The organism is Solemya velum gill symbiont (genome assembly GCF_002020255.1).
Lineage (GTDB): Bacteria > Pseudomonadota > Gammaproteobacteria > Chromatiales > Chromatiaceae.
This window is the reverse complement of sequence record NZ_MPQG01000008.1, coordinates 33,382-46,511: the sequence shown is the minus strand read 5'-3', so window position 1 is coordinate 46,511 and position 13,130 is coordinate 33,382. Positions and strand designations below refer to the sequence as shown.

The window sequence follows — 13,130 nt, the reverse complement described above, 5'->3', positions numbered from 1 at the left end:
GTTCTCTTTGACTTACGGATTCAATAAAGGTTTCAAACTGTTATCAATTGCTTCACGTGCCCTGAAAATACGTGAACGCACGGTGCCGACCGGGCATGCCATGGTTTCTGCAATCTCTTCGTAGGACATACCGTCAATCTCGCGCAGTGTTATCGCAGTTCTCAGCTCCTCAGGCAGCGAATTAATCGCCTTCCAGACTGCTGCCTCAACCTCGTCACGCATGAGGTGATCTTCAGGCCGCGCACGCTCTTTAAGGCGCTCACCGGCATCCAGCTGTTCGGCAACCTCGGCGTCTACATCCGATCCCGGCGGTCTCCGTGACTGGGAGACAAGGTAATTTTTAGCCGTATTGATCGATATCCGGTAGAGCCATGTATAAAAGGCGCTGTCGCCGCGGAACTTAGGCAGTGCACGGTATGCCTTGATAAAGGACTCCTGCACCACGTCCAGCACATCAGCCTGCTCACGTACATAGCGTGAAACAACCGCTGCAACCTTCTGCTGGTATTTCAGTACCAGCAGGTCGAAGGCACGCTTGTCACCACGCTGCGCGCGCTGTACCAGTTCCAGATCACTCTCTTCAGCCATAGAGCGGGCTCCATGGCTCCGTCTTGCTCAAATTTCCCGATTTAAAATGGGACAATGAAGACGCGGTGAAGTTCATAAATAGTTGCATCAATATCCAGTTCGGCTAGCATCATATATATATTCTATCTTTAAATGCTCAACAAATGCCCTCTTCCCGCTTTAATCATGATGTATTAATCATCGGCAGTGGTGCCGCCGGACTCAGCCTGGCATTGCGACTGGATCAGAAACTGCGCATTGCCGTGATTGCCAAGCGCGAGCTTGAAGAGGGCAATACTTTCTATGCGCAGGGTGGCATTTCCGCAGTTCTTGACGAGGAAGACTCGATAGAATCACATGTACGCGACACCCTGGTTGCCGGGGCCGGCCTGTGCGAAGAGTCGGTGGTACGGGATACTGTCAAGCGCGGCCCCGAAAATATTCAGTGGCTTCTGGACAATGGTGTGCGATTCACTCGCGAGGATGAGCAAGACCCGCGTTCCGAATTCCATCTCACGCGCGAAGGCGGGCACAGTCACCGGCGTGTGATCCACTCGGCCGATTCAACCGGGCAAGAGGTCGAACTCACTCTCGTCTCTCAGGCAAAAAAACGTGACAACATCGACCTGTTCGAAGACCACATCGCTATCGACCTGATTACCAGTTCACGTGGCAGCAAGGCGAAAAGAATTCTCGGCTGCTACATTCTTGATGTCGGTAACGACAGGGTCGAGACCTATGCAGCACCTGTGGTAGTACTCGCCTCAGGCGGTGCCAACAAAGCGTATCTCTATACCAGCAACCCGGATGTCACCACGGGTGACGGCATCGCCATGGCATGGCGTGCAGGTTGCCGTGTCGCCAACATGGAGTTCATCCAGTTTCATCCGACATGTCTTTTCCACCCGCATGCCAAATCATTCCTCATCACCGAGGCACTGCGTGGTGAAGGGGCAACACTGCACCTGCCGAATGGAGAGCGGTTCATGCCGGCATTCGATGAACGTGCCGAACTCGCACCTCGCGATGTTGTTGCGCGCGCCATCGACCACGAGATGAAACGCCTGGGCGCCGACTGCGTTTATCTTGATATTACCCACAAGCCGGCCAGCTTCATCAGGGAGCACTTCCCGACTATCCATGAACGCTGCCTTGAATTCGGTATCGATATCACTCGCGAACGCATTCCGGTGGTTCCTGCCGCACACTACACCTGCGGTGGCGTCATTACTGACAAGGCAGCTCACACCGACATTCCCGGCCTCTATGCAATCGGTGAGACAGCTTATACCGGGTTGCATGGCGCCAATCGCATGGCAAGCAACTCACTGCTGGAGTGCCTCGTTTTCGGCCAGATTGCTGCTCAGAATATCGAAAAACAGATTGCCGACATTGAACCTGTTGGTGAAATCAAACCATGGGATGAAAGTCGCGTCTCGGATTCAGACGAACGCGTTGTCGTCTCACATAACTGGGATGAACTCAGGCGCTTCATGTGGGACTATGTCGGTATCGTTCGTTCCAACAAGCGGCTCGAACGCGCCAAGCGCCGCGCCAACCTGTTACGTCACGAGATTGATGAGTATTACAGCAACTTTCGTGTCAATAATGACCTGCTGGAACTGCGTAACCTGGTTGAAGTGTCAGACCTGATTATCCGCTCGGCTCAACTGCGTAAGGAGAGTCGTGGCCTTCACTACACCATCGACTTCCCCAATAAAGACAAGCAGCAGAAAAAACCGACCGTGCTCATTCCGAACAACTACTACCCGGTCGTCGAGGAAGAGTAACCAGCTTCAGGCTTGCTGGCTGATTGTGTCGCGGTAAGCATGCCAGCTGGCGTGTCCGAGCAGCGGGAAGACGACAATCATGCCGATGCCCAGTGTCACCACCCCGGCAAGCAGAAGGGCACCGATCAGCGCAGCCCACACCAGCATCGGCAGCTTGTTGTTGAGCACGGCATTGATACTCGTCAGGGCACTGGTGATCGCATCGGTGTTCCTGTCCAGCATCAGGGGCAGGGAAAAGACGCTCGTAACGAAGACCAGTGCAGCGAAAAAACTGCCGACGGCAGTGCCGACAGCGAGGAACTGCATCCAGCCCTCGATACCGATATCGTCACCGAGGGGAAAGAAGATGTGCACCATTGATGCGGCGCGCGCCCAGATCAGCAGGATCACCAACAGGATCAGGACGAACAGCAACTCGTTGCGCATGTGCTTGCTGGCCTCCCTGAAACAGTAGCCGGGACGCGGCTCCAGTCCCAGTTCGATCTGGCGGCTGATCGAGTAGAGACCAAATGCGAGCGCCGGACCTACCAGCAAGGCTCCCATGCCGATGGTAAACAGCATGGTGGTGTTCCCGCCCTGGTAGACCAACCAGAAGACCAGCAGCGTAGACAGGTGAATGACACCGCCGTAAGTGAGACTGAAGAGCGGTGCACGGCGAATATCAGCCCAGCCTTTGGCAAGCCACTCGAACGGTGCACGAACACTAATTGTATTTGCCGAAATAAGAAGCGGCTTGATCTCTTCGCCGTTCTCGTCTCTCTCCACTACCACTTCTTTATTGTTATCCAACCTATCCTCCTCCTGTTTAGCTGCTATTGATTGCAACTTTCATGGGACTGTAGAGGTTTTGACCGGGCACGTAATCATGCAGCGCAGCAGAAAAAGGTCGTTAGTTGCTGGTCAGCAAACAGATTCGTGACCAACGACTATCGATTAGTTCTGCAGTATTTGACTCAGGAACAGCTTGGTACGATCCGACTGCGGATTGTTGAAAAACTCGTCCGGTTCATTCTGCTCAATGATCTCGCCACCATCCATAAAGATCACGCGATTGGCAACCGTCTTTGCGAAGCCCATCTCGTGAGTCACGCAAATCATGGTCATACCAGTCTCCGCGAGGCTGATCATGGTATCCAGCACTTCTTTGATCATCTCCGGATCCAGCGCCGAAGTTGGCTCATCAAAGAGCATGATATTGGGATTCATGCACAGACTGCGGGCAATCGCCACGCGCTGCTGCTGACCACCGGAAAGCTGTCCGGGATACTTCTTCGCCTGCTCCGGTATCTTGACCTTCTCGAGGTACTCCATAGCAGCATCCTCGGCCTCCCTGCGCGGCATCTTGCGCACCCATATAGGTGCCAGGCAGCAGTTTTCCAGTACCGTCAGGTGCGGAAACAGGTTGAAGTGCTGAAACACCATACCAACTTCACTGCGAATCGCGTCGATATGTTTCACATCATCAGTCAACTCAGTGCCATCGATAATGATCTGGCCACGCTGATGCTCCTCAAGACGATTGAGACAACGAATCAGGGTTGATTTGCCCGAACCCGAGGGTCCACAGATAACGATGCGCTCGCCCTTGCGTACTGTCAGATCGATATTCTTCAGGACGTGAAATTCACCATACCATTTATGAACATCCTTGAGTTCAATCATCACCTTGTCAGAAACCTCAAGGTTAGCTTTGTTTGCATTTTCTTCAGACATACTCTTAATCCTTATCAGTTTCTCGCATGAGAGGTTTCCAGCTTGCGCTCTAGCGACATGCTGTAACGTGACATACCGAAACAGAAAACCCAGAAAATCAGTGCGGCAAATACATAGCCCTCGATCTCGAACCCGAGCCACTTGGCGTCCTGCGACGCACTCTGGATCATGGAGAGAAGATCGAACAGGCCGATAATCAATACCAGGGTGGTATCCTTGAACAGTGCAATGAAGGTGTTAACGATACCGGGTATAACCAGCTTCAGCGCCTGCGGAAGAATAATCAGCCCCATACTCTGCCAGTAACTCAGACCAAGCGCCTTGGCCGCCTCGTACTGCCCCTTTGGAATGGCCTGCAGGCCACTTCGTACTACCTCGGCCATGTAGGCTGACTGGAACAGCACGATACCGATCATGGCACGTAGCAGCTTGTCAAAGTTCATTCCCTCGGGTAGAAACAGCGGCAGCATCACCGAGGACATGAAAAGCACGGTAATCAGTGGAACACCACGCCAGAACTCGATAAAAACCACGCATACCGATTTGACGATAGGCATACTGGAACGCCGCCCGAGCGCCAGCAGAATTCCCAGCGGCAAGGCTGCAACGATACCGACAAACGAGAGCACCAGGGTCAGAAAGAGTCCGCCCCACATATTCGTCTCAACCAGTTCCAGTCCAAACGAGCCGCCGGAAAAGAGGATGAATGCGATGAAGGGAAAACCGAACAGGATGAAAGCACCCAACCAGGCCTTGTGCTTGAAGCCCTTGATAAACATCGGGATCATCAGGGCAACAAAGAGAACAGCCGCAGTCGAAACACGCCAGACCTCGGCATCCGGGTAGAGCCCCACCATGAACTGTTTGAAGCGCACACTGACAAAAACCCAGCAAGCGCCGCCACTGGTACAGGCATCACGCGAGTCACCGAACCAGTCGGCACTGAATATTGCCCAGTCGAACAATGGCGGAACATAGAGATAAAGAAAATAGAGTGCCGCCAATGTCATGGCAGTATCAAGCGGGGATGGAAACAGGTTGTTTCTGAGCCAGCCTATGACACCGACATTGGTAATCGGTGCAGGCAGATCAGGCTGTGGTACAAATTTCGACATATTATCTCTCCACCAACTGCTTGCGCTTGTTGTACCAGTTCATATAGAAGGAGATCAGCAGGCTCAGTGTCAGGTAAACAGCCATTGTCATGGCGATCACCTCAACAGCCTGTCCTGTCTGGTTCAGTGTCGTGCCTGCGAATACTGCAACAAGATCGGGATAGCCAACCGCCGTCGCGAGTGACGAGTTCTTCGTCAGGTTGAGGTACTGGCTGGTAAGCTGCGGGATGATCACGCGCATCGCCTGGGGAATAATTATCAGGCGAAGTGTCGGAGCATTACGCAGACCCAGTGCATGCGCTGCTTCCGTCTGGCCATGACTGACCGAGAGAATACCCGAGCGCACGATCTCGGCAATAAAGGAAGCCGTATAGATACTCAGCGCCAGCAGCAGTGCTGCCAGCTCCGGGATAATCACCATGCCTCCCTTGAAATTAAAACCCTTGAGAACGGGAAGGTCCCATGCCAGTGGCGTACCGGAGAAGAGGAATACAACTGCAGGCAGACCGATAATCAGGCCAATGCCTGCCCACACGGTATGGAACTGTTTACCTGTAGCATCCTGACGCTTATGTGCCCAGCGGGCAATGAAAAATGTCGCGATGATACCGATAAAAAATGCGGCAATCGTCATCGAGAAGCCAGCCTCGGGAACTGGTGCGCCCATGTAGAGACCACGATTGTTGAGAAACACTGTTTCACCGATACCAATACTCTGCTTGGGACGCGGGAGCTGTGCCAGTACTGCGAAATACCAGAAGAGAATCTGCAGCAGTAGTGGAATATTTCGAAAAGTCTCGATGTAAACAGCAGCTAACCTGCTGACGATCCAGTTTCTCGAGAGACGGGCTACACCAATCAGGAAGCCAAGAATCGTGGCAAGAATAATACCGAGAAATGAGACCAGCACCGTGTTAAGCAAGCCGACGAGAAAGGTACGGCCAAAGGTATGACTCTCGTTGAATTCGATGAGCGACATAACGATACCGAAACCGGCTTCGTTATTAAGAAAACCAAAACCTGTGCTGATACCGCGCTGTTCGAGGTTATGCAGCGTGTTACCCAGAATCGTCAGTCCGAAGTACAGCAGCACCGCAACCAGTAATACCTGGAATACAAGTGCACGGAAACCGGGACGATTCCACAACTTGGCCTTGGCAGGAACAGAGGGCTGTTCATATGCCATAACTATTTACCCGCTTGTACTAAAATCATTACAAATGTGGGGGCGACTGCCCCCACACCTGTTTCAGAACACGCGATTAACGAATCGGCGTGCCGTACTGCAGACCACCCCTGGTCCACAAATCGTTGAGACCACGTGCGATTTTCAGCGGACTGTCCATGCCGACATTACGCTCGAACATCTCGCCGTAGTTACCTACCTGCTTGACGATGTTATAAGCCCATGCATCATCGAGGTTGAGGCCTTCACCCTTGATACCGTCCAGGCCGATGAGACGCTTGACGTTAGGATCAGTACTGTTCTTCTTCATATCATCGATATTGGCAGATGTCACACCGAGCTCTTCAGCATTGACCTGGGCAATGAGTGACCAGCGAACAACCTTGAACCAGGCATCGTCACCCTGGCGCACGACAGGACCGAGAGGCTCTTTTGAGATCACTTCTGGCAATACACCTGCAGCTTCGGGGCTTTTCAGCTTGAGACGCAGCGCGTAGAGTTGAGACTGGTCAGATGTCAGTACATCACAACGACCGGCTTCGAACGCCTTTACAGTCTCTTCCGACTTGTCGTAAGTCACCGGGGTGTAGCTCATGCCCTTGGCACGGAAGTAGTCGGCCAGGTTCAGCTCTGTGGTGGTACCAGCCTGGATACAGACGGCAGCACCATCAAGTTCAGTCGCACTCTTGACGCCAAGATCCTTGTTCACGAGGAAGCCCTGTCCATCATAATAGTTAACACCGGCAAAGCTGATACCAAGCGAAGAGTCACGTGTCAGTGTCCAGGTGGTATTGCGCGACAGCATATCGATTTCGCCAGACTGCAGCGCAGTGAAACGCTCCTTGGCAGTAAGGGGAGTGAATTTAACTGCTTTAGCATCACCGAATACTGCAGCTGCAACCGCGCGGCAGCCGTCTACGTCAATGCCGGTCCAGTTACCCTTGTCATCAGGAGCAGAGAAGCCTGTCAGACCAGTGGTTACACCACACTGGACAAAGCCCTTTTTCTTGACTGCATCAAAAGTGGTGCCAGCATTTGCATTTGATGATATGAGAACGGCTGATGCAATTGCTGCAACAGCTAAATAGTTTTTCTTCATCATTCCTTTTATCTCCATTTAAGGTGCTGACGAAATGAAACCGTCAGTAACAGCATTCCAGCCAGCAACTCAGTTTTTGTCATATTTATTGTTCTACCAAAAACTTCAAATCACCTAGGTAGACGGCTAGTCTGCCACGATTCATCATGCAAAAGAAAGCCCCTGACTGAAGATAAGTAACTGCTGATAAAGTTCGACGACAGCTGCAAAATGTTGGAGTATGATTTTGTGCATAGCAGTACTTCAGGGATTATCAGGAATAATGCACCCAGGTTATTTGTCAGTTGAAACCCACCCTCAGCACCAGGGCATCATCCGCTTTGGCAAGCAACTCTATGCGCCAAAGTTGCCGGATGGCGAGGCTGGCGGGCACATCTGCTACCTGGCCCGTTTTAATGATATCGATGCAGCCATGATGCATATTCACGAAGCGCTGCGACATCAACTTGTTGACCTGGACAATCACCGCTACAGGGTGAAAGTTGCAGATGCCATCGCCGCTGTCAAAAGTCGGCAGCTGAAACAGAGTGAAACATGGATCGATCCGGATCTGGACGATGAGACCATGCAAAGCATTGATGCAAGTATAGCCCGATACAAGCAACGACAGGCACGATTCGAGGAGTTGATGAAACTCGTGGCAAAAGCCGCAATCGTAGTGTTGCTGGCGGAAGCCGTGATGATGACGCTATTCTTCTGATGGAAGGCAATTGCACCAAAAGCTACTGAGATGTGTTGCTGCTGGAGTGTGGGATATTCATACGCAGCTTAATTTGCCGCGCTACCTTTCTGCTCCTCTTCGATTCGCTTCAGGTCATCAATGTTGGCGCAGAAGCCGAGATCCGTCTCCTCCTGACGCTCCTCTGACAGCACATCGTCACACAACTCCTTGTCTTCGCAGGCATCACATTTTTCCATGTGAGTTTGAATATCAACTCCATGTTGCGTGTGCAGGTATTCCGACCTGTTGATACCGAGAAAACCAAGCATATTGGAGATGCGCAAGCTATCCAGACCTTTATCCAGCTGATTGCGATAAGTGTGACCTGTAACCAGGTTGCGGGCAATTGCGTAGGGCATTACCAGCGCCACGGCGAGCACCAGCAGCGCCAGAACCAGTACACCAAGCATGCTGCCTATTTCCATTGGTAGACTCATACGCTTTCACATCCAGATTAAACAGGTAATAATCAGGAATTATCAATGGCGGCACACAGATTAAAATTGATAAATATCAATCAAGACGTATATAAGAGCATGCTAACCCTATGAGTTACAGCAACCTGATAGAGACCCATGAACTGGCCAGACTGCAGAAAGAGTCAGCGGCTGATCAGCAACCGGTTGTGATCGATTGCCGTTTTGACCTGGCAAACACTGACACCGGCGAGCAGTCCTGGATGCAGTCCCACCTGCCGAATGCAAGCTATGCTCACCTCGACCGGGACCTCGCCTCGGAAGTGACATCCGTAACCGGTCGGCATCCGCTGCCCGATGTGGAAGAACTGGTCAATCGACTTGAGGCCTGGGGAATCAGTAATGATTCACAGGTTGTTGTCTATGATGATATGTCGGGCGCTTTCGCTGTACGCCTGTGGTGGATGCTACGCTGGCTGGGCCATACAAAAGTCGCCGTTCTCAACGGAGGCTGGCAGAAGTGGATTGCTGAACAGCGACCGCTCGAAAACACGGCACCGCAAACAGAACCCGGCCACTTCAAGGCGACAACTGACAACCTTCAATGGCTCGACAAGCAGTCAGTCGCCGAGGGCCTTGAGAAGCACGCAATCACGCTTGTTGATGCCCGTACTGCTGAACGCTTCGACGGAATCACGGAGCCGATCGACAGGATTGCCGGGCATGTTCCAGGTGCCATTAACCACCCTTTCCAGAACAATCTCGATGAAGCCGGCTGCTTTCTGCCTGCCGATGCACTCAGAGAGCAATACAACAGGCTGCTTGGAGATAGTGCTGCCGAAAGTGTCGTACACATGTGTGGCTCTGGAGTTACATCGATCCACAACATGCTGGCGATGGAGATAGCAGGCATGCATGGATCAAAGCTCTATGTCGGCTCATGGAGTGAGTGGATTCGCGATATGTAGAAGAGGATGCACCATGACGAAAGCCATGTGATCAGACCCCATCAATCTACGGGCAACGGGAAAAATAATATGGCCGCTCATTCTCAGTCCCGGGTGATCCGTATGCTACAAATTTGAGCTGGTTATTTTCAAAGTCGATATAACGTTTGTATGGCATGCCTGGAATCTCACTGGCCAAATGAATTCTCATATAATTGCCACTCTCCTCTATAGACAGAGGGACTTTCACTGCATTTGATTTTGTTTTCACCGGTACCAGAAGCTGAATGCCGCTTGTATCATAATGCGCATTGATATAGGGCAATGCTGATGAAAAAAAGAGATGATCGGGTTTTGCTTCACTCGCCTTTATGAGTAAAACACCATTATACGTTGAGTTGTACTTAAGGTTTGGAAAGGCATGAATGTTAGCAATTTCTCTTCTACCAACACATCCCCCATAGAACGACTCTCCAGCCGCATTAACCTGTTGCCATTCTCCTTGGTACCACTGCAATAAACTACGATTCTTGTCATCTTCATCTAATGCATATGCGCATGTTGAAAAGGATATGAATATTGAAAGGAGTAAAGTACGCATGCCCGATTGTTTTCTCAGTTGTGAGTTAATTGACCTGGAATGACACCAGACCCATCGTCTCTGACCTGATCGAAAACAAGAATGGCATGACGAAAGTTATACTGCAGCAATTACCTTGAGCTGTTGTTCCTGCGCCAGAAGAACCAGGTCAGGGTTGCATGGATCAAGAGGCCAGTCGCCGACAGGTAACCCACCATTCCATCATAGCTGCCAACCAGAACACTCAATGGTTCACTCGAATCGACCTTGGTGATCTTGCGCACAACCTTGATCACGAAAACGAATCCCGCATGCAGGCCAATAACATAGGCAAGATTACCAGTGCGTTCACGCACGATAGCAAGATAGAGACCCACTGCAAAGAGACCGATAAATGAGTCCAGTGTCGCCCAGTCTGCGAGCTGATCAAAACTCCCCTGCAAGATCAGGAAACCACTGTACCAATGCAGAGGCTCACCCTCTGGCAGCGGCAGCGGCTTGATAAAGTGCATCGAACCATAGAGCAGGCTTGATAGCAGCAAGGCAACAGGAAAGCCGGCATTCTTGCGCATCGCACCGTAGATGCCGCCGCGAAAGAAGGTCTCCTCGATAAAACCGATGAGAATACCGCCGAGGAGCCCCCCGATGATCGCCTTCAGCAGGATCATTGCGAAATCGTCACCAATGGGCTTCAGATAGCGGATATCGAGAACAATCAGGACAACACTCAGCAATGACAGAATGCCAATCCCCATCAGCAGGCCCCTGAACAACTCTGCGATGAAGAGCCTGCGCTCAAGGCCATAACCAAGCGCCTGCTTGTTGTTAAGGCCATACCAGGCGAGTAAAAACAGGAATATCGGTATCAGGAACAGTTTGCCGGTGGTATTCATCAGCTTATGCGGCCCCCGTGACGAGAGCTCGGGGAAAGCATCATATAGAGGTGCATTCACCAGCGCGCTGAGAAGCAAGGCAACTACAATCGCCAATATAAAAGCTGCTAGGACACGCAAACCGGAAAGCATATGAATTGTCTGTCTATTCAGTTGTCATCAACAAATGATATTAGCATTCATTGCCGGTGAGTTTCGCCCTTGGCTCAACCCACCCTGTGGTAATTAACTATTCAGGATCAACTCTTCGGCTCGCGCGATGCCTTCTTGCGCTCATGTTCCTTGAGGTGACGCTTGCGGATACGGACAGCGCTGGGTGTGATCTCGACCAGTTCATCATCCTCGATCGCTTCCAGTGCCTGCTCGAGTGAATACTTGAGCGGTGGCGTCAGAATCAGGTTTTCATCAGTACCGGCAGCACGGACGTTGGTCAACTGCTTCGCCTTCAGCGGGTTAACAGTGAGATCGTTGTCACGTGAATGCAAACCGATAACCTGGCCTTCGTAAACCTCTTCAGCATGACTGATGAAGAGCTTGCCACGATCTTGCAGGTTGAAGAGTGCATAGCCGAGCGCCTTGCCGGTGCTGTTGGAAATCAATGCACCATTGTGACGTGGTGCAATTCCACCCCTCTGGGTCGGACCATAGTGATCAAACACGTGGTAGATAAGACCGGTACCGGAAGTGAGTGTCATGAACTCGGTCTGAAAACCGATCAGTCCGCGTGATGGAATAATGTAGTCGAGACGCACACGGCCACTACCATCTGGCATCATGTTCTTGAGATCACCCTTGCGCTCACCGAGTGCTTCCATGATGCCACCCTGGTTCTTCTCTTCGACGTCAACAGTCAGCTGCTCGTACGGTTCGCATACATCACCGTCAATCTCGCGGAAAATAACTTCAGGACGTGATACCGCCAACTCGTAACCCTCGCGGCGCATGTTCTCAAGTAGAATCGACAGGTGCAGTTCACCACGACCGGATACCTTGAATTTCTCCGGATCAGTACCCTCCTCGACGCGCAGTGCCACGTTGTGGATCAGTTCACGTTCGAGACGCTCCTTGAGCTGGCGTGAAGTCAGGTACTTGCCCTCTTTGCCGGCAAACGGCGAGGTGTTGACCTGGAAGGTCATGGAGACTGTTGGCTCATCAACAGACAAGGGAGGCAGCGCCTCAACAGTCTCAGGATCACACAAGGTATCCGAGACATTCGGTGCAGAAAGACCGGTAATGGCAATGATGTCACCCGCAGAAGCCTGCTCCACTTCATTCCGTTCAAGGCCGATATAACCGTAGACCAGGCCAATCTTGGCCTTGTACTCTTCACCACCTGGCTTGACAACAACCACCTGCTGATTGGGCTTGACCCTGCCACTCGTGACACGACCAACACCGATTGCACCAACGTAACTGTTGTAGTCGAGGTTCGATATCTGCATTCTGAACGGACCTTCAGGATCGACGTCCGGTGATGGACAATGTTCCACGATAGCCTCAAACAGCGGCTGCATGTCACCTTCACGATCCGTGTCCTCTATGCTCGCATAGCCATTGATTGCCGATGCGTAGATAATCGGAAAATCGAGCTGCTCATCTGTGGCGCCAAGGCGGTCAAAGAGATCGAATACCTGGTCAATGACCCAGTCGGGGCGTGCACCCGGCTTGTCGATTTTGTTAACCACGACGATCGGACGCAGGCCATGATCGAATGCCTTCTGGGTCACGAAGCGTGTTTGTGGCATCGGTCCTTCCTGTGCATCAACGAGCAGCAAGACTGAGTCAACCATCGACAGAACACGCTCAACTTCACCGCCGAAATCAGCGTGGCCGGGAGTATCTACTATATTGATGCGGTAGTCGTTCCAGACAATCGCCGTGTTCTTGGAGAGAATCGTGATACCACGCTCTTTCTCAAGATCGTTAGAGTCCATGACTCGCTCGACGGGACCGAAGCGCTCGCCAAGTGTGCCGGATTGTTGTAGCAGCTGATCGACGAGTGTTGTCTTGCCATGGTCGACGTGCGCGATGATGGCGATATTTCGTAATTTCTGGATCACAGAGAGTTCCTGACAGGAGGGATTTAAGTTCAAGGCGGCGCAT

The 13,130-nt window shown here is 51.8% G+C and carries 13 protein-coding genes; 3 read left to right on the top strand and 10 right to left on the bottom strand.

What is annotated here, in order from left to right:
• Positions 1 to 12: 12 nt before the first annotated feature.
• Positions 13 to 588 (bottom strand): RNA polymerase sigma factor RpoE, encoded by a 576-nt coding sequence (gene rpoE, locus BOW06_RS07085; protein WP_043118618.1) that lies wholly within the window; start codon positions 586 to 588, stop codon positions 13 to 15.
• A 143-nt stretch (positions 589 to 731) separates the two neighbouring features.
• Here rpoE and nadB point away from each other — a divergent pair, with 143 nt between their 5' ends.
• A complete protein-coding gene (nadB, locus tag BOW06_RS07080; RefSeq protein WP_078453999.1) occupies positions 732 to 2,357 on the top strand; it encodes an L-aspartate oxidase in 1,626 nt (541 codons plus the stop codon).
• 6 nt (positions 2,358 to 2,363) lie between these two features.
• Here nadB and BOW06_RS07075 read toward each other — a convergent pair whose 3' ends face one another.
• The 5 genes from BOW06_RS07075 to BOW06_RS07055 form a co-directional block, all read right to left on the bottom strand.
• Positions 2,364 to 3,146 carry a DUF2189 domain-containing protein gene (locus BOW06_RS07075; protein ID WP_052132327.1) on the bottom strand — a complete coding sequence of 261 codons (783 nt, stop codon included), beginning with the start codon at positions 3,144 to 3,146 and terminating at the stop codon, positions 2,364 to 2,366.
• Between the two features lie 144 nt (positions 3,147 to 3,290).
• Positions 3,291 to 4,070 carry an amino acid ABC transporter ATP-binding protein gene (locus BOW06_RS07070; protein WP_043118616.1) on the bottom strand — a complete coding sequence of 260 codons (780 nt, stop codon included), beginning with the start codon at positions 4,068 to 4,070 and terminating at the stop codon, positions 3,291 to 3,293.
• A 14-nt stretch (positions 4,071 to 4,084) separates the two neighbouring features.
• The gene (locus tag BOW06_RS07065) at positions 4,085 to 5,185 is read right to left on the bottom strand and encodes an amino acid ABC transporter permease (RefSeq protein ID WP_043118614.1); all 1,101 of its coding nucleotides are present in this window, start codon (positions 5,183 to 5,185) and stop codon (positions 4,085 to 4,087) included.
• 1 nt (position 5,186) lies between these two features.
• Positions 5,187 to 6,371, bottom strand: a complete 1,185-nt coding sequence (locus BOW06_RS07060; RefSeq protein WP_078462837.1) for an amino acid ABC transporter permease — start codon at positions 6,369 to 6,371, stop codon at positions 5,187 to 5,189.
• 76 nt (positions 6,372 to 6,447) lie between these two features.
• A complete protein-coding gene (locus tag BOW06_RS07055; RefSeq protein ID WP_370602480.1) occupies positions 6,448 to 7,473 on the bottom strand; it encodes an amino acid ABC transporter substrate-binding protein in 1,026 nt (341 codons plus the stop codon).
• A 259-nt stretch (positions 7,474 to 7,732) separates the two neighbouring features.
• Between BOW06_RS07055 and BOW06_RS07050 the strand changes: the two genes are divergently transcribed.
• The gene (locus BOW06_RS07050) at positions 7,733 to 8,170 is read left to right on the top strand and encodes a hypothetical protein (RefSeq protein ID WP_052132326.1); all 438 of its coding nucleotides are present in this window, start codon (positions 7,733 to 7,735) and stop codon (positions 8,168 to 8,170) included.
• 68 nt (positions 8,171 to 8,238) lie between these two features.
• Here the strand turns inward: BOW06_RS07050 and BOW06_RS07045 are convergent, their stop codons facing one another.
• Positions 8,239 to 8,628, bottom strand: a complete 390-nt coding sequence (locus BOW06_RS07045) for a DUF6455 family protein (protein ID WP_143555817.1) — start codon at positions 8,626 to 8,628, stop codon at positions 8,239 to 8,241.
• Positions 8,629 to 8,738: 110 nt separating this feature from the next.
• On the opposite strand from BOW06_RS07045, the gene BOW06_RS07040 reads away from it, so the two are divergent.
• Positions 8,739 to 9,575, top strand: a complete 837-nt coding sequence (locus BOW06_RS07040) for a sulfurtransferase (RefSeq protein WP_078453201.1) — start codon at positions 8,739 to 8,741, stop codon at positions 9,573 to 9,575.
• A 46-nt stretch (positions 9,576 to 9,621) separates the two neighbouring features.
• On the opposite strand, the gene BOW06_RS07035 is transcribed toward BOW06_RS07040, so the two are convergent.
• From BOW06_RS07035 to typA, 3 genes are all read right to left on the bottom strand, one after another.
• A complete protein-coding gene (locus tag BOW06_RS07035) occupies positions 9,622 to 10,155 on the bottom strand; it encodes a hypothetical protein (RefSeq protein WP_043118609.1) in 534 nt (177 codons plus the stop codon).
• A 110-nt stretch (positions 10,156 to 10,265) separates the two neighbouring features.
• Positions 10,266 to 11,123, bottom strand: a complete 858-nt coding sequence (locus tag BOW06_RS07030) for a CPBP family intramembrane glutamic endopeptidase (protein WP_162181121.1) — start codon at positions 11,121 to 11,123, stop codon at positions 10,266 to 10,268.
• A 143-nt stretch (positions 11,124 to 11,266) separates the two neighbouring features.
• On the bottom strand, positions 11,267 to 13,087 hold the full coding sequence (gene typA, locus BOW06_RS07025; protein ID WP_078462836.1) for a translational GTPase TypA: 1,821 nt from the start codon (positions 13,085 to 13,087) through the stop codon (positions 11,267 to 11,269).
• Positions 13,088 to 13,130 lie beyond the last annotated feature (43 nt).